This is a genomic window from Streptomyces sp. BBFR25 (genome assembly GCF_044590125.1).
Lineage (GTDB): Bacteria > Actinomycetota > Actinomycetes > Streptomycetales > Streptomycetaceae > Streptomyces > Streptomyces canus_D.
Genome location: NZ_CP172447.1, coordinates 8,683,841 through 8,706,395, shown reverse-complemented (window position 1 = coordinate 8,706,395; position 22,555 = coordinate 8,683,841). Strand labels below are relative to the sequence as shown.

Genomic DNA, 22,555 nt, shown 5'->3' with positions numbered 1-22,555 from the left:
AAAATCGGCTCTTGAGAGCACGCTGGTGCAGGAGGCATACCCGGGTCCGGTTCTCGCGGCAGAACAGGACAGTGGTTCATGAGCATGTCATCTCTGCGTAGACCCGTCTCTCATGGCATGGTGGGCGCCGTCGCGGCCGCCGCCCTGTTCGCAGGGCTGAGTGTCGTTCCTGCGGGGGCTGCCGCACAGGCCACAGGCCGAATCACCGGCATCGGTGGCAAGTGCGTGGACGTCGCGGGCGCCGGCACGGCCAACGGCACGGCCGTGCAGCTCTACGACTGCAACGGCAGCGCTGCGCAGCAGTGGAGCGTAGGCTCCGACGGCACCATCCGCGCGCTGGGCAAGTGTCTGGACGTCGCGTCGGGCGGCGTCCTCAACGGCACCCGCACCCAGCTGTGGGACTGCAACGGCAGTGCCGCGCAGCAGTGGACCGTCACCACGGCTCGGGACATCGTCAATCCCCAGGCGGACAAGTGCCTCGACGCGACCGGCAACAGTTCCGCCAACGGCACCCCGCTGCAGATCTGGACGTGCACCGGATCCGCCAACCAGAAATGGACGGCACCGGCCGCAGGCGGCGAGCCCCCGACGCCCGGACCGGGAGCGATGGCGGTCGCCCCCTACCTCTACAACGGCTGGGGCAGCCCGCCGAACCCCACCACCGTGATGAACGCAACCGGCGTCAAGTGGTTCACGCTCGCCTTCGTCCTCAGCAATGGCTACTGCAACCCTCAGTGGGACGGCAGCCGCCCGCTGACCGGAGGAGTCGACCAGCAGACCGTCAACACCGTCCGCGCGGCAGGCGGCGACGTCATCCCGTCCTTCGGCGGATGGAGCGGCAACAAGCTGGAAAGCTCTTGCGGCAGCGCGGGAGAACTGGCCGCCGCCTACCAGAAGGTGATCAACGCCTACGGGCTCAAGGCCATCGACATCGACATCGAGGCCGCGGCTTACGACAGTCCCACGGTGCAGCAGCGCACGGTCGACGCACTGAAGACCATCAAAGCCAACAATCCCGGCATCAAGGTATACGTCACCTTCGGCACTGGCCAGAACGGCCCCGACAGCAGCCTCATCGGCAAAGCCGCAGCCTCCGGCCTCACCGTCGACAGCTGGACCATCATGCCGTTCAACTTCGGCGGGGCGGGCCAGAACATGGGCCAGCTCACCGTCCGTGCCGCCGAAGGCCTCAAGACCGCGGTGAAGAACGCCTACGGGTACACGGACGACCAGGCCTACCGGCACACCGGCATCTCCTCGATGAACGGCATCACCGACAACGACGAGACCGTGACCGTCGCCGACTTCCGCACCATCCTCGCCTACGCCCAGCAGCGGCACCTGGCTCGGCTGACGTTCTGGTCGGTCAACCGCGACCGGCCCTGCACCGGGGGCGGGGCCGACACCTGTTCGGGCGTCTCCCAGCAGCCCTGGGACTTCACCCGCGTCTTCGCGCAGTACAACGGCTGACCACGACGCTTCTTCACCATCCGCTCGGGCCGCTTCGGCGGCAGAAGGAGCAGACATGCCCCCACACGCCCGACCTCCCCTGGACGGTCGCCACGGCGCCGCCCCGGGCCGTTCGCGCCGTGCATGGACCGCGGCCGTGGCCGCCGCGGCGACCATGGTCTCGGTCCTCACCGCCCTCCAGCCGGCTCAGGCGGCCACCGACGGCCACGCAGCCGCGGCCGCCCTGCCATCCGGTTGGTCGACCGTCGTGAACGACGGCAGCGGTAAGTGCCTCGACGCGCGCGCTGCCGGCACGGCCAACGGCACTGCGGTACAGCAGTACTCCTGCAACAACTCCACCGCCCAGCAGTGGCGGTTCACTCCTACCGGCGACGGTTTCGTGCGCATCGACAACCGCAACGACGCGGAGCAGGTCGTCGACGTCAGTGACGTGTCCGCCGCCGACAACGCACGGGTCCACCTGTGGGCCTACGGCGGTGGCACCAACCAGCAGTGGCAGGCAGTCGACGAGGGCGGGGGCGCGTATCACTTCGTCAACCGCAACAGCGGCAAGTGCCTCGACGTGCCGAGCGCGTCCACGGCCGACAGCGTGCAGCTGGTGCAGTACACCTGCAACGGGACCGATGCCCAACGCTTCCGGGTGACGCCCGTGAGCAGCGCTCCCGGCGACGTCGACCTCGGCCCCAACGTGCTCGTCTTCGACCCGTCCATGCCGTCCTCCACGATTCAAAGCCGCCTCGACTCCGTTTTCCGGCAGCAGGAGACGAACCAGTTCGGCTCCCAGCGCTACGCCGTCATGTTCAAGCCCGGCACCTACAACGCGGACGTCAACGTCGGCTTCTACACACAGGTCCTCGGTTTGGGGCAGTCGCCCGACTCGGTCACGATCAACGGTGCCGTGCACGTGGAGGCCGACTGGTTCCCGCCCCAGAATGCCACCCACAACTTCTGGAGGGGCGCCGAGAACCTGTCGGTGAATCCGACCGGTGGTACCGACCGGTGGGCGGTATCCCAGGCCTCCGCATACCGTCGCATGCACGTGCGGGGCAACCTGGAGCTCAGCGACGGCGGCTGGTCCAGCGGCGGTTTCATGGCCGACAGCAAGATCGACGGCCAGGTCCGCTCGGGCACCCAGCAGCAGTGGCTCACCCGCAACTCCCAGCTGGGCAGTTGGACCGGCTCCAACTGGAACATGGTCTTCGTGGGCAGTCAGGGCGTGCCCGGCAACTCCTTCCCCAACCCTCCCTACACCACGGTCGGCCAGACACCCACCGTCCGGGAGAAGCCCTTCCTCTACGTGGACGCCGCCGGCGCCTACCGAGTGTTCGTGCCCGCCCTGCGTGCCAACTCCGCGGCCACCACCTGGGCCAACGGCAACGCTGCCGGCACCTCGCTCGGCATCGACCGGTTCCACGTCGTCAAACCGGGCGCAACCGCAGCTCAGATCAACACGGCTCTGGCCGAGGGGAAGAACCTGCTGGTCACTCCCGGCGTCTACCACCTCGACCAAACCCTGCGCGTGTCCCGGCCGGACACCGTGGTCCTCGGACTCGGGCTCGCCACGTTCGTCCCGGAGAACGGCATCACCGCCATGACTGTCGCCGACGTCGACGGGGTGAAGATCGCCGGCGTCCTGTTCGACGCCGGAACCACCAACTCGCGCACCCTTGTGGAAATCGGCCCGAGCGGGGCGTCCGCCGACCACGCGGCGAACCCCACCTCACTGCACGACGTGTACTTCCGCGTCGGCGGAGCCGCCGTCGGCAAGGCGACCACCAGCCTCGTCGTCAACAGCGACGACGTGATCGGTGACCACATGTGGATCTGGCGCGGCGACCACGGCAGCGGCATCGGCTGGAACACGAACACCGCGGACACCGGACTCGTCGTCGACGGCGATGATGTCACCATGTACGGCCTCTTCGTCGAGCACTTTCAGAAGCATCAGTCCATCTGGAACGGCAACGGCGGGCGGACATACTTCTACCAGAACGAGATGCCGTACGACCCGCCCACCCAGGCCTCCTGGATGAACGGCGCCACCCAGGGCTATGCCGCCTACAAGGTCGCGGACTCCGTCACCACCCATCAGGCCTACGGCCTGGGCAGCTACTGCTTCTTCAACGTCAACCCGGGCATCACCGCCGACCACGCCTTCGAGGTCCCCGCCAAGCCGAATGTGCGCTTCCAGAACATGGTGACCGTCTCCCTGGGCGGCACCGGCACCATCCGCCACGTCATCAACGACCGAGGCGGCCCTTCAAACTCCTCCACCAACGTGGCCAACCTGGTCAGCTACCCGTAGGAGGACGCCTCCGCACGACTGCAAGCCCCCGTGTGTCCGGAGACTGAATCACGGTCAGGCGGACGCGCGGCCTGGGCGGCGCCCCAGCTACCCGCCTTCCGCAGGCGTCGCCGGGGCGCCGCCCGCCTCGGCGAGCCGCATGGCCGTTGTTCCGCAGCTTCCTGAGACACGGGGCTGGTCGGTCATGGGCCATACCGAAATCCGGATTGCGATCGACAGACGGTTCTCGATGCCCGCCCCATCGTCACGGTAGATGACGGTGCGGAGTCCGGCGTTTCGGTTCCAATGCTCCAGCTGCGGATCGTGATCTCCACGTCTGATCAGCAGCTGGACGGTGGTAGTAGCGGGCCGTGGATCGAGCCTGCCGGCGGCGTCGCCAGAGGGACAGCGCAGCCGGCGCGGATCGTCGGCTCACGGCCCGTCGAGGGAGCGGAGACCGTCTGCAAGGCCACCCGCGGCCACGACGCGGGGAAGAAGGTCAACGGACGCAAGGAGACACATCACAGTCGACACCCTCAGGCCGGTGATGGTCACGGTCCACCCGCCGACACCACCGACCGCGACGCGGCCAGCGAACTTCTCTGGCGCCTGTGGGTCGTGCGGCCCCCCATCACCCGGATCTGGGTCGACTCCGCCATCCGGAGCGCACGGCGAAGCCGCCCCGGTGACGCTCAGCCGAGCCCGCCCGTCCAGCAGGGAGGGCGAGGGACGGCATTCCGGCAATGGCTGTGGTCGGCCCGCTGCGGAACATGGAGAGCTGGGCGTCGCAGAAGCAGGGGCCGCAGCTCAGGCTCGGTGTGGTGCGTACCGATGGACCCTGTCCCGAGATCGGTGGTGCATCGCGCCTCAGCGCCCGTGCTGGTGGCTCACGACCCACCATTGCTTGACCAAGCAATTATATCCGTCTAGCGTGACTCCGCATGAGAAAGACCCGCTCCGACTCAGCGATAGTCGGCGTACTTGCGATCGCAAGCCTGCTGGCTACGTTGCTGCAGACTCTGACCATCCCCATCATCCCCAGGCTTCCGTCGCTCCTGGACGCCTCGCCCACGGATGCGTCGTGGGTGGTCACGAGCACGCTCCTGACCGGTGCCATCACCACCCCGGTGAGTGGTCGCCTCGGCGACCTGTACGGGAAACGACGGGTGCTGCTGCTGACGATGAGCGCGGTCGTAGTCGGCACGGTCATCTCCGCGTGCACCAGCTCTCTGTGGCCCATGGTGATCGGCCGTGCCCTGCAGGGCGTGGCAGTCGGCGTGATCCCCCTCGCTCTCGGGCTTGTCCGTGACCAGCTACCGCCCGAACGGGTCGGTGGGGCCATCACGTTGATGAGCGCCACGCTGGGCCTGGGTGGCGCTGCGGGTATCCCGCTCGCCGGCGCGGTCGCGGAGAACTTCGACTGGCACCTCCTCTTCTGGGGCTCGGCGGGTCTCAGTCTGCTCTGCACGATATGGCTGGCCGTTGCCGTCCCGGAGTCACCGAGCCGCGCTCCGGGGCGATTCGACATCGTGGGAACCATCGGGCTGACCGTGGGCCTCGCCCTCCTGCTGCTGCCCATCGTCAACGGGGCGCAGTGGGGCTGGGGTGATGCCCGGACCGTGGGCCTCGGCGCGACGGCGGTCGTCGTCCTCCTCGGATGGGGGAGACACCAGTTGCGTACGGCAGCCCCGGTCGTCGACCTTCGCGTCACCGCGCGTCGTCCGGTACTCATGGCCAACCTCGCCACCGTCGCGACGGGATTCGCCATCTTCGCGATGTTCTTCGTCTTCCCGCAGATCCTCCAGGCTCCGCGTTCCACCGGCTACGGTTTCGGCCAGAGCCTGGTCGCGTCCGGACTGGCCCTGCTCCCCAATGGTCTGGTGGCGCTTCTCCTGACCCCCCTCGCTGCTCGTATGATCACGCGCCACGGGCCCCGGAAGGCCATGATCCTTGCCGCGTTGCTGATTGGGGCGGGGTATGTGTACGTGCTGCTGCGCAGGGACAGTGTCGGGGACATCATCGGGGCTTCGGGCGTCATTGGAGCAGGTGCCGGGGTCTCAGCGGCGGCCACGGCGAAGCTGATCACTGACGCGGTCCCGGTGACCGAGACGGCTTCCGCCAATGGCGTGAACGCGTTGATGCGCTCGCTGGGAAGTGCCACAGGTTCAGCACTGCTGGCGGTGATCCTGGCACACGCGGCTGTTCACGTAGGGCCGGCGTCGCTGCCCTCGGAGTCGGGGTTGCGCACCGCGTTCCTCGTGGGAGCCGGAGCGGCGGTCGTCAGCCTGGTGTGTGCAGTACTCGTTCCGCGCGTCCGGTCGGGCTCCACGGTCGCGACGGAACACGACGTACCCGCACGCACCGAGGGCGTCGGCGTCAGCGCGGCGTCGGCCGTGTCCCCGTCGGCTTCCTCGATTCCGGGCGACGGGCCGAAGACTTAGCGCACGCACCGGCGAAACGTCTGCGGCGACTCGCGACGTGGCCCGGAACGCGCCGTCACGCGGCGAATTGAGGCGAGCGCAGACGTCGTTCAGGTCCGGGCCGACTCCCTGCGCGCCGACGATACCGACGTGGGCGTAGCCGCTCGTGCTCCCGTCCGCCGACGCGGTCCGGCCGTGCGTCGAGCCGACGTCTCGGCGCCGGCCTCAGGCGTTCGCGACGGTCGCGGTCACGGGCGTGCCGATCTCGACCGTTCTGCTCACGGTGCATAGACGGTCATGGGACGCCTTGACCGCGCGGGGCAGGATGGCACGGGCGCGCTCCGCACCTTCGACGTCCGGGAAAGCGACGGTGAAGGTGACCTGGAGGTTGGTCATACGGTTGCCCAGCTCGTCGCTGATCCTGTCGCCGGTGACCACCACGGAGAATTCGGCCGGCTCGGCGTGCCGGCCGGTGGCGGCGTCGACGTCAACGGCTGTGCAGCCGCCGATCGCGGCCAGGAGCAGTTCCACCGGGCTGAAGCCGGTGGCCTGGCCGCTGTCCGGGGAAGTGCCGAAGCTGATCGACTCGCCACGGGCGTTGACCGCGACGAACTGGCCTCCGCTGGTGCGTTCGACGACGACAGAACGCTCCGATTTTTCGCTCATGCCCGGAGATTAGCCGTGTCGGGGTGTGAGACCTGGCCGACGGGCCGCCGGCCGTGCCGGTGGGCGCCGCGGGCGGTGGGGCGCACCGTCTTCCTCGTCCTTTTTCCCTCTCGTCCGTGGGTGGGGACAGTGGCGGTGCCGGCACCGTCTGTGTCAGTCGACGTGCGGGCCGGCCAGCACCAGCGGCAGACGGTCCGTCGCCCCCTCGGTAAGGCGGACCGGGATCGTCCAGGCCTGCTGGTGGAGGTGGCAGGCCGGGTGCGGATCGTCCGGGTCGTCATCGCAGGACGCGGCCGATGCCGAGACGTGCAGTACGCCGGCGGGCACGGCTGGGTCCAGTTGCAGGGGACGGGACAGGCTGCTTCCCGCGCCCTCTCCGTCGCGCAGCAGCTCGGGCGGGGTGGCGGAGACGAGCAGACGGGTCGACGGGCCGTACCGGGTGTCCGGCTTCTGGCCGGCGGGCGCCTCGAAGGTCACCTCCAGGTGCAGTGTGCCCGGTGCCACCTCGGTCGTCCCCCGCCGCATGCGGTCGGTGAGCGGCGCCGGGCGTGCGGCCTCCTCGGGCAGCCGCAGTCGGGTCAGCCGGTGCCGAGCCGATTCGACCACCACGATGTCGTCACCGGCGAGCACGGCGTCACTGGGTTCGCGCAGGTCGGTCGCGAGCGTGCTGACCTCGCCGCTCCTCGGGTCGTAGCGGCGCAGGGCGTTGTTGTAGGTGTCGCTGATCGCCACCGACCCGTCGGGCAGGGCGGTGATGCCCAGGGGGTGCTGGAGCAGGGCCTGGCCCGCTGGGCCGTCTCGGAGGCCGAAGTCGAACAGTCCGGTGCCGACCGCCGTGCGGACCGTGCCATCGAGGTCCACCCAGCGCAGGGCGGACGTTTCGGCGTCGGCCACCCACAGCCGCTCCTCGGTCACCGCCAACCCGGACGGCTGTGCGAACAGCGCCTCGGGTCCGGGTCCGTCCACGAGTCCCTCGTCGGCCGTGCCTGCGGTGACGGTCACGGTTTCCTCGCGCGGATCGTACGCCCACAGCTGGTGCACCCCGGCCATGGCGATCCACACCCGGCCGTGCCACGCGGCGACGTCCCAGGGCGAGGAGAGGCTGATGGCACGAGCGGGGCCGGAAGCGGGCTCACCATGCCTGCGCTGCCGACCGGTGCCGGCCAGGGTGGTGACCGCGCCGGTGGCGGGGTCATAGCGACGCAGGGCATGGTTGACGGTGTCGGCGACAATCACCGAGTCGTCGGGGAGCAGGGCGAGTCCTTGCGGCTCGCTGAAGCGGGCGCGCTCGGCGGGCCCGTCCGTGAGGCCCCGTTTTCCGCTTCCGATCCGTCGCACCGGAGTCTCCCCGTCCCCGCCCAGCTCCACCAACTGGTGCCGACTGGTGTCGCTGACCAGGAAGTTTCCGGAGGGGAGTGCCAGCACTTTGCCGGGAAAGCGCAGAGCGGTCGGTTCCGGCTCCGGCGCCACGTACGGGGCGTCGCCGCGGCGCAGGGTGCCCTTCGCCGCGTGCTCGGCCTCCAGTTCTTGGACCAGCCGCTCGATGGTGTGCGCGTGTCCCTCGCCGGAATACTGGGCGACAACGTAGCCCTCTGGATCGATCACGACGAGGGTGGGCCACGCGCGCACCGCGTACTGCTTCCACGTGTCCAGCTCCGGGTCGTCCAGCACGGGATGCTCGACGGCGTAGCGCTCGACGGCGTCGAGGACGGCCCCGTGCTCGGCCTCGTGAGCGAACTTCGGCGAGTGCACGCCGACGATCACGACGGTGTCCCGGTGCCCGGCCTCAAGCTCGCGCAGCTCGTCCAGGGCGTGCAGGCAGTTGATGCAGCAGAACGTCCAGAAGTCGAGGACAACGATCCGGCCGCGCAGTGCGGTCAGAGTCAGTTCGCGGCCCCCGGTGTTGACCCAGCCGCCTCGGCCCGCCAGCTTGGGGGCGCGGACACGTGCGCGCTTCACCATGCCTTCAAGCCAACCACATCGCGCACGTGGCACACCTCGACTGCCGCGGTCCCCGGTGCCCTGCCCCCGTGGGCAGGTGACGGCCGGGGAACCGCGTCCTGGTGCACGGTCTCCCTCTGGGAGACACGACGGCTCCTCCACGCCGATCGACACGCCCGGGGGCGGCGGTTCGCTTCCGAAGCTCACAGACTCCGAGGTCCACAGCTACTCAAGCGACCCAATCCCCCGGACACGCTCGCGGCCTGCCAGGGATGGGCCCGGGCACATCGAGGACCACGGTGGGACCGGCGGCTCCGTAGGACTCGTCGGCACCGTCTTCCGGTCCGCCCTGTGCCGCCGCTCGGCGGTGGCTATGAGTGGATCGACGCCGTCGCGGCCGGAGGACCTCGATCCCGGCCCCTCGGTCAGGTCGTCACGCCGCGTCGGCGGGCTCGGTAGGCCGCCGCCTTGACGCGGTTGCCGCAGGTTTCCATGGCACACCATTCCCGCCGGTGCCCGCGGGAGCGGTCCAGGTAGGTCTGGGTGCATTCGGGGCGGGCACATTCGCGGAGCAGATCACCCTCCGGCCCACCGAGGGTCTCCACCGTCTCGCGAGCCAGGAGTGTCAGCGCCTGGGAGACGGTGCCCACGCGGTGGCGGGAGCCGTCGCGGTCGAGCCGCACGCCCACCGGCAGGCCGGCCGCCTGCCTGTTCACCTCGGAGAGCGCCTCGTCCGCCAGCGTTTCGCCCGCTAGCACGGAGGCGGTCAGCGAGTAGACGGCTTCGCGCAGCCTCCGGGCGGCGAGGAGGTCGCCCAGGTCGGCTTCGGGGGGCACGTCCACCATTCCGGACTCGACGAACCACATGTCGAGCGCTTCCGGAGACGCGAGCATCTCCGTCGGCTCCGTGGCGCGACGGGCGCGCAGGGTGCCGACGAAATCGAGGAAGAGGGTCCCGCAAGGAAAAGCATGCACGTCACTACTTTAAACGGTGACCCACAAGGACGCAATGCCCCCTGTCCGCGACCGGGCAGACTTCCTGCGGCGACCAGACAGGGCAAGGCCCGCACCCGAGGCCCGGCGGTCGAGGAACCCTCCGAGGGCCGACAGGCCGAACGTCAAGGCCCTCGTCTACCCACCGCCGAGGTCAACGCCCCCACGTCGTCTCGGTATCACAGCCCGGCGCGTCGGCCCGCCCCCATCGAGCACGCCGCACGCACGGCCAACCGAACCAACCGCCGGCACTGCTGCAGCCGTATGGCAGATCCGGGCCCACGCGCCTCCCTCGGAAGGCGCCCGACCGCCGACCCACCGTGACCTCCCGCGGCGGCCAGGGGCTCTGCAGGGCGGCCCTCCCCCACGATTTGTTCGCCGACGGCGCCGCCCGGAACCGTGCCGCGGGCCCGGCGCACCGCCGAAGCCTCCTGTGACACCAACGGCTGAGGGAGCCGGGCATGACGCGGCACCCCGATCTCGTCCGACGCCGGCACGATGCCCGTTCTCGACGTGGACCGGCCGCCGCGCGCACCCGCTCCACAGGCAGCCGGGACGACGGATGTGAGCTGAGCAATATTTGCTTGCTCAAGCAATCAGACGGCCATACGGTTGCCACGTCAAGGTTTTTGGCAGTCCACCGGACTGTGCCGAACGGCGCAAGCCGCGCACGGCTACGGGCTACCTCACACACGACGCGGAGGATGCGGAATGAACCGTCTTGAAGGACGCGCGGCACTTGTCACAGGATCGACCAGCGGGATCGGTCACGCCGTGGCGGAAGCCCTCGCCCGCGAGGGCGCCATCACCATCGTCACCGGGCGAAGCGCCGAGCGCGGCGCCCGGATCGTCGATGAGATCGCCGCGAAGGGCGGCCGGGCTCACTTCATCCAAGCCGACCTGACCCTGGGCGGCTCGGAGGTCGAGCGACTGGCGCGTGAGGCGGCGGAGCAGGCCGGCCAGTCGATCGACATCCTGGTCAACAACGCCGCCTATCTCATGGCCCCGCACCCCATGACAGAGACGACCGAGGAACAGATCGACCAGGCTCTGGCCGTCAACGTCAAGGTGCCATACCTGCTGACGGCGGCCCTCGTACCCGGCATGGTGGAACGCGGCTCCGGATCAGTGATCAACATGGGCTCGATCGGCGGCACCGCCGGCATCAAGTTCATCGCCCTCTACGGTGCCACCAAGGCTGGTCTGCACGCGCTGACCAAGTCGTGGACGGCAGAGCTGGCCGTCAAGGGCATCCGGGTGAACACCGTCGCCCCCGGGCCCACCCTCACCGAGGACAACGACGACTTCCGTCCGATGCTGGAGAAGCTCGCGGAGACCCACCCGGCCGGGCGTCCAGCCACGGGGGAGGAAGTAGCCGCAGCAGTGCTCTTCCTCGCCAGCGACGACGCCTCGGACATACACGGGGTGCTTCTTCCCGTGGACGGAGGCGCCCTCGCCCTGTGACCGAGGGACAAGGTACAGCCCCCGTGACGCGGTCCACGAGGGCTGTTCCTCGACGCCCGCACATGGAGAGGCCCCCCGACACCGTATCTATAATTGCCCGGACAACTAATTTTGGAGATCGGAGACCGCCGTGAAGGGCGATGCGCCGAGTGTCGTGGTGCGCGAGTTCTGGGAGAACTTCGGACCCACGTGTGATGACGCGAAAGCCACCTGTAGGAGGACCGTGCACGAGCAGGTGGCGTGGGAGTCCGTCCTGGCGGAGGCCAAACCCATCACCAGTCGCGATGAGCTGATCGAGGATCTCGAGCGAGCCCGTCGCGATCTCGGCGCGGAGGGCTACCACTTCGACGTGAAGTACGTCGCCGAACAGGGTGATGTCGTTCTGAGTCAGCGGATCGAGAAGGTCCTGGACAAGGACGGAGAGGTCCTGCACCTCTTCGACGTGATGGCTCTCACGCGGGTGCGGGACGGCAGGATCACATGGAATCGCGACTACTTCTACAACACCCAGAGCGAGGCGTGGGGCCGCGACGAGGGGCCCTGAGCCTGCCGCGGCCGTCGGAGCGGTCCGCACGGGCCGGTCGGTGACCAGCGAGTGCTCCGGTGACCCTCCGCCGCCCGTGGTCTTCCCGTCTGTTCGCGCCTCCACGGATCACGGCCGCCGGGCCGCGCACGACACCATCGTCCAGGCCATGTCCCGGAACGTGGGATCGTCCAGACATGACATCCCCCGCTCGACCTCTTCGTCCGTCATGAGGCCATGAGCCACCAGAGCGGGCCGGGCCTGTTCGAAGCAGGCACGCCAGTACCGGTCCTCCACTCCCCCCTCTCCGACCGTCGCCACGCGCACGGAGACGCGGATGTCCGTGAGGCCCGCGGCAGCCATGGCGGCCGGAATGCGGCCCGCCCAGCCGGCGTCCGTCCCCTGGGTCGTCGCGAGCAGGGTCTCGCAGTTCTCCAGAAGGGCCGCCCATTCCTGTCTTCCCGACAGGGCGGGCTTGAGATAGGTGGGGTCCTCGACGACGAGCCACCCTCGCCCGGGGGTCAGCCAGGAGGCCATCCTCTGTACGAGTTGCTCGGGACCGGGCAGGTGCGTGAGCACCGCACGGGCATGAACGAGGTCCCACTCGGCGGGGGTGAGGTCGTCCCGCGTCACGTCGTGAGGGCGTACCGTCACGGGTGAGGGCCACTCCTGGGCATCGAGAAGCGCCGTGTCGATGTCGGTGGCCATGACGCGGCCACCCGGGAAGCGCTGTGCCAGTCGGCGGGCGAGCCTCCCGTTGCCGGCGCCGACGACCGCGAACGACGCGTCCGGCGTGAGAGGAAGACCGGCGATGACGTCCCAGGTCGCGGGGTCGCACGTGGCCTCCAGCAGCGCCAGCCGATCCAGCTCTCCGGGTCGAGCGTGCCCGAGGACACCGTCGTCATAGCTGGTACGTCCTGATTCGTCCGTGGTCATTCGGAATTCCTCACGCGTCATCGGGCTTCCCGGGAATGCTTGACCAGCGAAGCAAACCCGCACCGCCCGCCGGGGTCAAGGGTGTCCAGGATCACGCCGTCGCGGATCCACTCCGGGAAGCTCTGCACTCCTCGACGACTTATACGGACGAAACCAAGACGACCGGTCGTATATTACGGCCGAAGCTCCCACGCAAGGAGAATTCTGATGAGCGACCTCACGAGCACCGCCATAGAGGCCCATGGCGGCCTGGAGCGCTTCAACCACTTCGAGTCGGTGACCGCGCACTTCCGCACCGGCGGCGCGCTCTGGGGACTGAAGGAGCAGGCCGGCGTGTTCCAGCACGCAGCGGTGCGAGTGGATCTGCACCGCCAGCACGCCAGCCACTACCCCTTCACCGCACCCCATCTGCGGACCTCCGTGACCCCCGAGCGCGTGGCCATGGAGAGCGAGAGCGGTGAGGTGAAGGCGGAACGACTCCACCCGCGCGCGGCGTTCGCCGGCCACACCCTGGAAACGCCCTGGGACGACCTCCACGTTGCCTACTTCGCCGGTTACGCGATGTGGACCTATCTCACGGCACCGTTCGCCTTCGCCGCCTCCGATTTCCGCACCGAGGAACTCCCCTCCGTGAGAGAGAACGGACAGACCCTGCGCCGTCTGAAGGTCACCTTCCCCGACCGCATCGCCACCCACAGCCGGGAGCAGACCTTCTACTTCGACCAGAACGGGCTCCTGCGCAGGCACGACTACACCGCCGACGTCCTCAACGCGGGCCCCGTCGCGCACTACGCCTCCGACTACAGGGAGTTCGACGGCATCCTGCTGCCGACGCGCAGGCGCGTGCACCCTCTGGCCGCCGACGGAACCGTGAACCAGGAGCTGGAACTGGTGACCATCGACATCGAGAGCGCCCTGTTCGTCTGAGCACCCACGGCACGAGCCGCCTGCGACGCCGTGAGCGTCCCGGGCGGCACGGGCCCCGACGCCTGAAACATGTCAGACGCCACCCCACCGCTCGGCGCGGACTTCACAGTTCAAGCCACCCCTTCTTCCGCGCATTGGCGCCCGCCTGGAATCGGGTCCGGGCCCCCAACCGCTCCATGAGAGCCGCCACGCGGCGCGTGGCCGTTCGCTGGCTGACGCCCAGTTGACGGGCGATCGCCTGGTCCTTGAGCCCATGGTGCAGCATGCGCAGCAGCAGCACGTCCGCCTCGCTCGGCGGTTCCTCCGCTGCACGACCGCCGCCGTCGGACGGCATGCCGTCCCCGAGAAGCGGTTCGGCCCTGCTCCAGTAAGCCTCGAACAGCTCGATGAGGGCGTCGAGCAGTCCTGACGCGTGCACCACCGCGATGCTGTCGTACACACCTCCCGTGAGCGGCATGACGGCGGTACGCCGGTCGAATATGTGCAGTTTGAACGGTAGCCGGGGGAGCATCCTCGACCGCTCGCCCAGTGCGGAGAGTTTGAGCACCGTCTCGAAGCGGCCGGGGTAGGCCATGGAGTCGGGACAGTAGATGGACCGGATGTCGACGCCCCGATCGAGCCATGCACGCGTGACCGCCGTCTCCGTCGAGCCGTCGTACGGCTGGCCGTTCAGCCGGTCGAGATAAGGAGGTCGGTCCAGTATCCAGAAATGGGTACTGAGCGAGGCGCTCAATTCGGCCACCCGCCGTACCACGTTCTCCTTCCCGGTGAGCACCTCGACCAGGTCGCCGGGATTGCTGCGGAACCGCCCCGTTCGGTACATGTCCTGCAGGACGTCAACGACGGCCTCGACTTCGGAGAAGGCCGACACCACCTCGGCACGGCGCCTGTTGAGGAGTGCGGTCAGTGTGGAACGCGGGCCGGTCGCTTCCCAGCGGCCCGGTGCCTCGCGGTGTGCCAGACCGAGCGCCGCCAGTCGCCGCAGGGCATATGTGACACGTGTGGGCGTGGACTCGACGACGTGTGAGAGTGCGGTGGCGTCACTGCCCGCACGGGTGAGCAAGGCGCGGTAAACACTCTCGTCGAAGGCACTGATGCCCAGTACGTCGAGCAAGACCCACCTCTCTCGCGGACCGGGCGGCGCCCGGAGGCCGAGCCATGCCGGCTGTACAACTGCGATGGCGTGTACGGCCATCGAGACCGAAGACGCCACGAGAGTATCTGGACGCAACCCGTACAGGCGACGTTCACTTCTGGCGGATCCCGTGCCAACCTGCTCGCGCCTGTCCTGGGTGCACCGGGTTCCTGCTCAGGCGAGTGGATGCTCGCTCCCGAATTCAGCGCGATGGGGAGGACTCTGTGGCGATCACGTCACGAAGAACAAGGCTGCGGCTCCACGGTGGCTCCGCCGGAGCTGCCGTCGCCGTGGGGTCACTGGTCGCAGCGCTCCTGCCGTTCACCACACACACGGCTCTCGCCGCACCGGCCGAAAGCCACTCGGCGGAGACCGGACGCTATGTCGTCACACTGACCGACCAGCCCATCGCCACCTACGACGGCGGCGTGAACGGGATTTCCGCCACCAAGCCCGCCCAGCACGCGAAGGTCGACGTGACCAGCGCAGCCGCCCGTCGGTACCGCACTCATCTGGAGGAGCGGCAGAACCAGGTCGCGCGGAGCGTGGGAGCCACGGCCCGCCGCCATTACGCGGTCGCAACCAGCGCGTTCAGTGCCGAACTGACCGCAACCCAGATGGTGCGGTTGAAGGCGACGCCCGGAGTCACCTCCGTCGTACCGGACGTCCTGAACCGCACTACCGACGACAGAGTCTCCACGGACTTCCTGCGTCTGTCGGGCCACAAGGGCCTGTGGTCCGCGCTCGGCGGCGCCGAGGCGGCCGGCCGGGGCATCGTCGTCGGCGACATCGACACGGGCATCTGGCCCGAGAGCCGCTCGCTCGACGCCCCTTCCCTGGGCACGAAACGCCCTCCGGCCTCGGATCCGTACCGGCCCTACCGCAGCGGCACCACCACCATGATGCGCAAGGCGGACGGCAGCACGTTCACCGGAGCCTGCCAGTCCGGCGAGCGTTTCAATGCCGATGACTGCAACCAGAAAGTGATCGGCGCCCGCTACTTCGGTGAAACCTGGCTCGACATGGTTCCGGAGGCAAATCGCGCCGACTACGTCTCCCCGCGAGACGGACAGGGCCACGGCACCCACACCGCCACCACCGCGGCCGGCAACTTCGGTGTCCGCGCGTCGGTAGACGGCCGGAATCTGGGAACGGTGTCCGGTGTGGCACCCGGCGCGAAGATCGCCGTCTACAAGGCGCTGTGGGAAAGCAAGGACGGGACGCAGTCCGGCGGCATGACCAGTGACATCGTTGCCGCGATCGAGCAGGCCGTGGCCGACGGCGTCGACGTCATCAACTACTCGGTCGGCACACTGTTCGAGTCCTCGCTCAATGGCCCGGTCCAGGCAGCGTTCCGCAATGCCTCGGCAGCCGGCATCTTCGTCTCCGCCTCGGCCGGCAACAACGGCCCCGACCAGAAGACGCTCGACAACACGCCCCCGTGGGTCACCACCGTCGCAGCCGGAACCATCGCTCCCCACAAGGGCACCGTCGTCCTCGGCGACGGAACGCGCTACACCGGCGTGAGCACGACCATCACCCGAGACCTGGGGCCCAAGCCCCTCGTGGCGGCCGAGACCGTCAAGGCGGCCGGGGCGTCCGCCTACGACGCCTCCCTGTGCGCGGAGAACACGCTGGACGCCGCAAAGACGACCGGAAAGATCGTCGTCTGTGATCGCGGCGTGAATGCCCGGACCGCCAAGTCCGCCGAAGTCGCCCGTGCCGGCGGCGTCGGAATGGTCCTCGTCAACCTGAGCGCTTCCAGCATGGACGCCGACCTGCACCCCATCCCGACCGTTCACCTGAACGGCGCGGGAGCGAAAACCGTGCGGGACTACGCGCTCACCGACGGAGCCAGCGCCACCCTGACGACAGGCGGCAGTGACACTCCGTACCCCCAGGTGGCGGAGTTCTCCTCCCGCGGGCCGTCCGTGGCCAACGGCGGCAACCTCCTCAAGCCGGACATCACCGCGCCCGGGGTCTCGATCCTGGCGGCGGTGGCGCCTCCAACCAACGGCGGCCACGCCTTCGCCTTCCAGTCCGGCACATCCATGGCCGCGCCCCACATATCCGGCCTGGCCGCGCTCTACCTCGGCGAGCATCCCTCCTGGTCGCCGATGCGCGTGAAGTCGGCCATGATGACCACCACGACGCCGACCAAAACCTCAGCCGGTGCGGTCAGTTCTGACGTCTTCGCGCAGGGCGCGGGTGAGGTCAATCCGTCGACCATGCTCCAGCCGGGCCTCGTGTACGACTCGACGGAGCAGGACTGGCTCGCGTACCTCGAGGGGTCGGGCGTCGACACCGGCACTGGCGTCGCAGCCAAGGACCCCAGTGACCTCAACTACCCGTCCATAGCGGTGAACGAGCTGCTCGGCCGACGGACGGTGACCCGCACGGTCACCGCCGTCACGCCAGGCACCTACACGGCGCACGTCTCGCCCCTGACCGGGGTGAAGACGACGGTCAGCCCTTCGACGCTCCGCTTCACCAGGCCGGGCCAGACACGGACCTTCGAGGTCACCTTCGCCGTCGACACCGCCACGGTCGGTACGCCCGTCACCGGTTCCCTCACCTGGAGCGGGGCGCACCGGAGTGTGCGCAGCCCGATAGTCGTGACTCCGCAGAGCGTCCGGGCACCCGAGCGTGTCACGGGTGCCGGGGCCGCCGGACAGGTCTCCTTCACCGCGACGCCCGCCGTGCGGCCCTTCACGGCCACCGCGTATGGCCCCGCACGCGGCGACCGCGTGCACGGCTCGGTGACCAGCCACGGCGGTCCCACGGACAGTGAGCAGTACTTCACGGTCCCGATCGCCGCGGGAACGAAGGCCGTCGAGTTCACGGCGCGCACCGACTCCCCGGACGCTCAGGTCGCCCTGGTGGTGTGGCCGCTCGTCGACGGCCAGCCCACCTCGTCGGGAGAGGTGGTCCTGCCGACCAACGACGCCTCGGTGGCGCTGCCCCGGCCTCAGGTCGGTGACTACCGCGTGGCGGTGGTGACGCTGGGCGACGCGGAAGGGACGACCTCGACCCCCTTCACGTTGCAGACGAACAGCGTCGGTTCACAAGCCCTCCCGGCCGGGAAGGTCACGGTCACTCCCACGTCGTACGACGGCCCGGTGGGAGTCGCGCTGGATGTGTCGGCCTCGTGGTCGGGAATCCTCACGAGCGACCGGTCCACGGCCTGGATCGAGTACCCGAACGGTGCGGGCACGGTGCTGAGCCTCAACTGAGGCCAGTGCCTGGAGCCCGTGTCCCCCGTCGAGCCGTGCGGGCCGGCCGGTCCGGCTCCACACGACTCGACGGGGCCGTCCTCGGGTGGGCGCGGCTTCGGCCCGGGTTGTGCCACCCTGACGGTCGACAGCCACTTCGTGTGATGGGCGGCCTCAACCGAGGTCGCCCAGGTGCGAGTTGACGACTCTCGCGGCATCCGCCAGCTCAGGCAGTTCCACCACGATCACTCCGGCCTCCACCAGCTGCTCGTGGCCGACGCAGTCATCGACGAACAGGCTGGGCTCCCGCCAAGCCGTGATCACACGCGGAATGCCGGCACCGATGATCCGCCGGGCGCACGGTGTCCGGGTGGCACTGCGCTGCGAGCAGGGCTCCAGCGTGCTGTAGAGCGTGGCCCCCAGGAGGCGGGGGTCGTCGGGATCGAGCTGGTCGAGGGCGACCTCTTCGGCGTGCTCGCGGGGGCCAGTCGCCCGGGAGTAGCCGAATGCCAGCTCCTCGCCGTCCTCACCGACGATGACGGCGCCGACCGAGTAGGCGCCGTCGGCCGGAGGGCACAGAGCAGCGAGGTCGATCGCACGCCGCATCCAGCGCAGGTCCTGATCTCGGGTGGGTGTGTACATCAGACACGCTCCTTGGGGGAGTACCGGATCAGAACGACGTCGCCAATGGCTCGGACCTCCAGCACCCTCATCCGGGCAGCCGGTCCCCCCGGGTAGCCGGCGGCCCCCAGGAAGCGGGCCGCCTCCGGCTGGCCCACCACGAGCGGCGCTATGGCGAGGTGCACTTCGTCGGCGAGGTCCGCGGCCATCAACTGCGTGTGGATCGAACCGCCCCCTTCCACCATCAGCCGCTCAACCCCCCGGCGGCCCAGCTCGTCGAGAACCAGGCCCCAGTCGAGATCCGGTCCGATGCCGACGACATCGGCCAGGTCTCCGAGGGCGGCACGCACCTTCTCCACCGCACGGTCGACCGTGATCACCAGCTTCTCTCCCCCGACATGCCAGAACCTCAGGTCGGCGGACAAGTCACCGGTGCGGGTCACCGTGACCTTGACCGGGTACTCCGGCTTCCCGTCGGCCACACGCTGCGCGCGGCGCCGATCGCTGTTCACCAGAAGACGGGGATTGTCCCGGCGCACGGTGTTCGCGCCGATCAGGATGGCGTCGGAGGCTGCACGCACCTGGTCGACGCGGTCGAAGTCAAGGTCGTTCGACAGCCGCAGCCGTTCGGCGCCGGCGTCGTCCAGGTAACCGTCGACCGACATGGCGGCCGACAACACGACATAGGGGCGGTCGGTCATCGGATCAGGCATCCCATCTGGTCTCGTGACGTGTACCGGGGAGGGGCGAGAACGGCGGTGCGGCTCGGCAAGGAAGCTCGCGGGCCCATGACCAGTCACCGGCACACATCTGATTTACTCGACAAGTAGTGTATTTCAGAGAGCAAAGTGAACGGTGAGAGTAGACATGGGCACGACCAGCACGCGTCCCCGGTCCGAAGGACCAGGTGACAGTGGAGCTTCGAAGGCTCCCAGCAATCCGTTCGCCCACCTGGACGGCGCCACCGACGAAGCACAGTCCCATGTGATTCGCTATCTCGACGCGGCGGCCGCCCATCACGAGATGCAGCGCATGCGGTCAGCCGCCTTCGACGCGTTCGCTCCGGCTCCGGGTGAACGCCTGCTCGACATCGGATGCGGCGCAGGGGAGGTGGCCCGCCAGCTCGGGGCCCGGGTGGGCAAGAAGGGCCACGTGGCCGCCGTCGATCGGTCCGCCCTGGCCATCTCCGTGGCCTCGTCCAGGCATGACGGCACACCGGTCGATTACGCGGTCGGGGACATCACGGCACTCGACGCTCCCGACGGCCACTTCGACGGGGTGCGGTGCGAACGGGTGCTGCAGCACCTCACCGATCCTGACGAGGCGCTCAGGGAGCTGATCCGTGTGACACGGCCCGGTGGCCGCGTCTGCGTCATCGACACCGACTGGTCGTCCTACGCCTGGGACGGCTTCGACCACATGACCGAAGTGGCCGGGCATTTTCCGTTCCCCGACCCCGGAGCCGGCCGTACCGTTCGCGCGCGCATGGTCCGAGCAGGGCTGCTGGCGACCACACCTCTCCCGGTGACGCTCCGCTTCACAACGCCCGAGGACGCAGCCTCTGTGGTGCCGTTCTTCGACCCTCACGCTCTGGGATTGTGTGTGGAGCCCGACCTGACGAAGCGGTTCCTCGACTCCGTCCATGAGTCAGCCGAACGCGGGGACTTCCTGTTCGCGTTCACCATGTGGGTCACCATGGGGCGGCTGGCAGGCGCCTGACGGCGGCTCGGTGCGCCGGCCCTTGCGTTGGTGTGGACCGGGGCCGGGCCGGAGGCCGAGCGGCGGGCGGCCTTCCTGACGGCCTCCGTCCGGGCCGGTGGGGCGACCGGGGCGCCCCGGCTCCGCGATCTCGGCCGCCGCCTGTCCCATGGCCCGACCCAGCCCGGGTCACGCACCCGCGGGCCCGCCACGGGTGTCCCGGGCCGGGTAATCAGGTGGTGAGCCTTCGCATCCGCCACACCGACAGCGCCACGAGCGCCAGGCCGACCGTCAGACACAGAGCCGTGGCCGTCCACTGGAGGCTCCAGAAGTGGGAGACCGGGTGGTACTCGGCCCAGCGGCCGGTAAACCCGTGCGACGTCAGGCACTGCCGGTAACTGTCCTGGGGCAAGCAGTCTGTGGCCTCGGAGGCACGTCGACCGTCCGCGGTCAGCGGGCCGTCCCCAAGCAGCCAGACGTTGTCCGGCACCCGAGGTTCCGCGGTGTTCTGCGCGACGGAGGAGCTGGCTGGCCACAGGTGCGGACGGACCCGTTCGAGCATGGCGAACAGCCCGGCTCCCGCCACGAGAGCGGTGCCCATGGCCACGACCGTGCGGCCGAGGAACAGGCCGAGCGTGGCACCCAGAAGGAAGAACAGCACGCTGAGGCCCACTACGATCGGGCCGACCCCGTAGAAGGGGTACCAGTCGTACCAGGGGAACAGCGGACCCATGATCTCGGCAATCGGGTGCCACCACCAGGTCATGGCGCCGGCGACGACGCCGCTGACGATCACGGTCACAGCAAGCGGCACGCCCAGTTTCGCTGCGAACCAGCGCAGGCGAGTGACGGACTGGGTGGCCACAGTGCGGTAGGTGCCGGATTCCAGTTCCTGGGCGAGCTGGGGCCCGCCGAGGAACACTCCGAACAGAAAGGGCAGCACCGGCATGAGCTGCAGGGGGCGCCGCAGCGGGTACTGGTACTCCTTGCCGAAAGCAAGCAGGTCGCGCGTGCACGGTGCGGAGCGCACGGTGCCGCCGCGGCACGCGTCGAGATGCCGTGCGGCGATGGCCTCGGTCACATGCTGGTGCTGCACGGCGGCATAGACGGCTACGGCCGCGGCGGCCAACAGGCCGACGAGGAATACGGCGCGGTTCTGTCGCCACATGAGCCACGTCAGTCCGCGCAGACGCGGACCGTACCGAACGCCCGCCCGGGGTCGAGGGCTAGCGGTGCTCATGCCGACACCTGGCTTCCGTGGACCCGAGCTCCGACGGTGAGAACCGGAGACGCATCCGGCGCGTCGAGATAGCCGAGCACCAGCTCCTCGAGAGTGGGCGCGCGGTGGCCGTCACCTGGGAGTGGGGTGTCGGCGGTGCGTACCAGCGACGTGGTCTCCCGGCCATTGGCGGTGGTCGCGACGATGTCGTACAGATCAGGCTCCGACGAGTGCGAGCGGCCCCCCTTCCTCGAAGTGATGTGCCGGTGCTGGTCCAGGAGGATGTCCACCTCGCCGGCCAGGCGGACTCGGCCGTTGTTGATGAGTACGAGGTAGTCGCAGGCGTTCGCCAGCTCGGACACCAGGTGGGAGGACATGACCACGGTCGCCCCGTTGGTCCGCGCCTCGGCACGCAGGAGGTCGGTCATCTGCCGGCGTACCAGCGGGTCGAGATCGGCCATGGGTTCGTCCAGGAGCATCAGCCGGGGCCGCTTGCCGAGGGCGAGCGCGAATGCGACGCGTGTGGACTGACCTCCGGAGAGCGTGCCGATCCGGGCTCCCATCGGTATGCCGCCGGCTTCGACGACTGACTCGGCGGCCTCCTGGTGCCAGGTGGGGTTCAGTTCCTGTCCCATGCGCAGGATGTCTCGCACGCGGAAGCGCGGGTAGAGCGCCTTGCGCTGGCTGAGGAAGGCCGTGTTCCTGCGGGCTTCGGGGCTGCCGGGACGGTGCCCGGACAAGGTGATCGTGCCGGTTGTCGGTTCAAGGAGGTCGGCGGCCAGCGAGAGCAGGGTCGTCTTCCCGGCTCCATTGGGCCCGACGAGGGCGCACATGCTGCCTGCTGGGAGCCGGAAGGAACTGTCGCGAAGGGCCCACCCGCGGCGGTAGCGCTTGCCCAGCCCATGCGTTTCCATGGCCGGGACGGAAGTGACCTGAGGGTCCGTGACTCGGTCTGTCATGACGTGCTGAAACCTGTGTGATCTTTCGGGAGTTGTCGGGAGGGGTCCGCGGCCGTGCGGGAGTGGCGTACGCCTCGGTCCGGCTCTC

The 22,555-nt window shown here is 69.0% G+C and carries 17 protein-coding genes; 8 read left to right on the top strand and 9 right to left on the bottom strand.

What is annotated here, in order from left to right; genetic code table 11:
* Positions 1 to 84: 84 nt before the first annotated feature.
* The 3 genes from ACGH52_RS39125 to ACGH52_RS39115 all read left to right on the top strand — a co-directional run bounded on the left by ACGH52_RS39125 (position 85) and on the right by ACGH52_RS39115 (position 6,195).
* Positions 85 to 1,470 (top strand): ricin-type beta-trefoil lectin domain protein, encoded by a 1,386-nt coding sequence (locus ACGH52_RS39125; protein WP_374103221.1) that lies wholly within the window; start codon positions 85 to 87, stop codon positions 1,468 to 1,470.
* 154 nt (positions 1,471 to 1,624) lie between these two features.
* On the top strand, positions 1,625 to 3,775 hold the full coding sequence (locus tag ACGH52_RS39120) for an RICIN domain-containing protein (RefSeq protein ID WP_399947040.1): 2,151 nt from the start codon (positions 1,625 to 1,627) through the stop codon (positions 3,773 to 3,775).
* A gap of 920 nt (positions 3,776 to 4,695) precedes the next feature.
* Complete coding sequence (locus ACGH52_RS39115) at positions 4,696 to 6,195, top strand: MFS transporter (protein WP_399946518.1); 1,500 nt, start codon at positions 4,696 to 4,698, stop codon at positions 6,193 to 6,195.
* Positions 6,196 to 6,399: 204 nt separating this feature from the next.
* On the opposite strand, the gene ACGH52_RS39110 is transcribed toward ACGH52_RS39115, so the two are convergent.
* The 3 genes from ACGH52_RS39110 to ACGH52_RS39100 all read right to left on the bottom strand — a co-directional run bounded on the left by ACGH52_RS39110 (position 6,400) and on the right by ACGH52_RS39100 (position 9,755).
* Positions 6,400 to 6,840, bottom strand: coding sequence for an OsmC family protein (locus ACGH52_RS39110; protein ID WP_121704769.1), 441 nt, complete (start codon positions 6,838 to 6,840; stop codon positions 6,400 to 6,402).
* A gap of 153 nt (positions 6,841 to 6,993) precedes the next feature.
* A complete protein-coding gene (locus ACGH52_RS39105; RefSeq protein ID WP_399946514.1) occupies positions 6,994 to 8,802 on the bottom strand; it encodes an NHL domain-containing thioredoxin family protein in 1,809 nt (602 codons plus the stop codon).
* A 404-nt stretch (positions 8,803 to 9,206) separates the two neighbouring features.
* The gene (locus ACGH52_RS39100; protein ID WP_121704767.1) at positions 9,207 to 9,755 is read right to left on the bottom strand and encodes an ABATE domain-containing protein; all 549 of its coding nucleotides are present in this window, start codon (positions 9,753 to 9,755) and stop codon (positions 9,207 to 9,209) included.
* Positions 9,756 to 10,484: 729 nt separating this feature from the next.
* Between ACGH52_RS39100 and ACGH52_RS39095 the strand changes: the two genes are divergently transcribed.
* Positions 10,485 to 11,237 (top strand): SDR family NAD(P)-dependent oxidoreductase, encoded by a 753-nt coding sequence (locus ACGH52_RS39095; protein WP_121704766.1) that lies wholly within the window; start codon positions 10,485 to 10,487, stop codon positions 11,235 to 11,237.
* 130 nt (positions 11,238 to 11,367) lie between these two features.
* Complete coding sequence (locus tag ACGH52_RS39090) at positions 11,368 to 11,781, top strand: nuclear transport factor 2 family protein (protein WP_121704765.1); 414 nt, start codon at positions 11,368 to 11,370, stop codon at positions 11,779 to 11,781.
* 108 nt (positions 11,782 to 11,889) lie between these two features.
* Here the strand turns inward: ACGH52_RS39090 and ACGH52_RS39085 are convergent, their stop codons facing one another.
* Complete coding sequence (locus ACGH52_RS39085) at positions 11,890 to 12,696, bottom strand: trans-aconitate 2-methyltransferase (RefSeq protein ID WP_193777930.1); 807 nt, start codon at positions 12,694 to 12,696, stop codon at positions 11,890 to 11,892.
* 207 nt (positions 12,697 to 12,903) lie between these two features.
* On the opposite strand from ACGH52_RS39085, the gene ACGH52_RS39080 reads away from it, so the two are divergent.
* A complete protein-coding gene (locus tag ACGH52_RS39080) occupies positions 12,904 to 13,623 on the top strand; it encodes a hypothetical protein (protein ID WP_399946509.1) in 720 nt (239 codons plus the stop codon).
* Positions 13,624 to 13,726: 103 nt separating this feature from the next.
* Here the strand turns inward: ACGH52_RS39080 and ACGH52_RS39075 are convergent, their stop codons facing one another.
* The gene (locus ACGH52_RS39075; protein WP_121704762.1) at positions 13,727 to 14,737 is read right to left on the bottom strand and encodes a LuxR family transcriptional regulator; all 1,011 of its coding nucleotides are present in this window, start codon (positions 14,735 to 14,737) and stop codon (positions 13,727 to 13,729) included.
* A 311-nt stretch (positions 14,738 to 15,048) separates the two neighbouring features.
* On the opposite strand from ACGH52_RS39075, the gene ACGH52_RS39070 reads away from it, so the two are divergent.
* On the top strand, positions 15,049 to 17,991 hold the full coding sequence (locus tag ACGH52_RS39070) for a S8 family serine peptidase (protein WP_308293559.1): 2,943 nt from the start codon (positions 15,049 to 15,051) through the stop codon (positions 17,989 to 17,991).
* Between the two features lie 153 nt (positions 17,992 to 18,144).
* Here the strand turns inward: ACGH52_RS39070 and ACGH52_RS39065 are convergent, their stop codons facing one another.
* Positions 18,145 to 18,612, bottom strand: a complete 468-nt coding sequence (locus ACGH52_RS39065) for a deaminase (protein WP_121704760.1) — start codon at positions 18,610 to 18,612, stop codon at positions 18,145 to 18,147.
* Positions 18,612 to 19,292, bottom strand: a complete 681-nt coding sequence (locus tag ACGH52_RS39060; RefSeq protein ID WP_121704759.1) for a dihydrofolate reductase family protein — start codon at positions 19,290 to 19,292, stop codon at positions 18,612 to 18,614. Before ACGH52_RS39060 ends, ACGH52_RS39065 begins: the two co-directional genes overlap by 1 nt.
* A 166-nt stretch (positions 19,293 to 19,458) precedes the next feature.
* Between ACGH52_RS39060 and ACGH52_RS39055 the strand changes: the two genes are divergently transcribed.
* Positions 19,459 to 20,310, top strand: coding sequence for a methyltransferase domain-containing protein (locus tag ACGH52_RS39055; RefSeq protein ID WP_121704758.1), 852 nt, complete (start codon positions 19,459 to 19,461; stop codon positions 20,308 to 20,310).
* 211 nt (positions 20,311 to 20,521) lie between these two features.
* Here the strand turns inward: ACGH52_RS39055 and ACGH52_RS39050 are convergent, their stop codons facing one another.
* A complete protein-coding gene (locus tag ACGH52_RS39050) occupies positions 20,522 to 21,457 on the bottom strand; it encodes an ABC transporter permease (protein ID WP_247700774.1) in 936 nt (311 codons plus the stop codon).
* 68 nt (positions 21,458 to 21,525) lie between these two features.
* The gene (locus ACGH52_RS39045) at positions 21,526 to 22,422 is read right to left on the bottom strand and encodes an ABC transporter ATP-binding protein (RefSeq protein ID WP_399946503.1); all 897 of its coding nucleotides are present in this window, start codon (positions 22,420 to 22,422) and stop codon (positions 21,526 to 21,528) included.
* Positions 22,423 to 22,555 lie beyond the last annotated feature (133 nt).

Coding starts and splice junctions, on each gene's coding strand:
- ACGH52_RS39120 (WP_399947040.1), top strand. CDS start 1,625: ATGGTCTCGGTCCTCACCGCCCTCCAGCCGGCTCAGGCGGCCACCGAC.
- ACGH52_RS39115 (WP_399946518.1), top strand. CDS start 4,696: ATGAGAAAGACCCGCTCCGACTCAGCGATAGTCGGCGTACTTGCGATC.
- ACGH52_RS39105 (WP_399946514.1), bottom strand. CDS start 8,802: ATGGTGAAGCGCGCACGTGTCCGCGCCCCCAAGCTGGCGGGCCGAGGC.
- ACGH52_RS39110 (WP_121704769.1), bottom strand. CDS start 6,840: ATGAGCGAAAAATCGGAGCGTTCTGTCGTCGTCGAACGCACCAGCGGA.
- ACGH52_RS39050 (WP_247700774.1), bottom strand. CDS start 21,457: ATGTGGCGACAGAACCGCGCCGTATTCCTCGTCGGCCTGTTGGCCGCC.
- ACGH52_RS39080 (WP_399946509.1), top strand. CDS start 12,904: ATGAGCGACCTCACGAGCACCGCCATAGAGGCCCATGGCGGCCTGGAG.
- ACGH52_RS39085 (WP_193777930.1), bottom strand. CDS start 12,696: ATGACCACGGACGAATCAGGACGTACCAGCTATGACGACGGTGTCCTC.
- ACGH52_RS39045 (WP_399946503.1), bottom strand. CDS start 22,422: ATGGAAACGCATGGGCTGGGCAAGCGCTACCGCCGCGGGTGGGCCCTT.
- ACGH52_RS39060 (WP_121704759.1), bottom strand. CDS start 19,292: ATGACCGACCGCCCCTATGTCGTGTTGTCGGCCGCCATGTCGGTCGAC.
- ACGH52_RS39125 (WP_374103221.1), top strand. CDS start 85: ATGTCATCTCTGCGTAGACCCGTCTCTCATGGCATGGTGGGCGCCGTC.
- ACGH52_RS39055 (WP_121704758.1), top strand. CDS start 19,459: ATGGGCACGACCAGCACGCGTCCCCGGTCCGAAGGACCAGGTGACAGT.
- ACGH52_RS39065 (WP_121704760.1), bottom strand. CDS start 18,612: ATGTACACACCCACCCGAGATCAGGACCTGCGCTGGATGCGGCGTGCG.
- ACGH52_RS39095 (WP_121704766.1), top strand. CDS start 10,485: ATGAACCGTCTTGAAGGACGCGCGGCACTTGTCACAGGATCGACCAGC.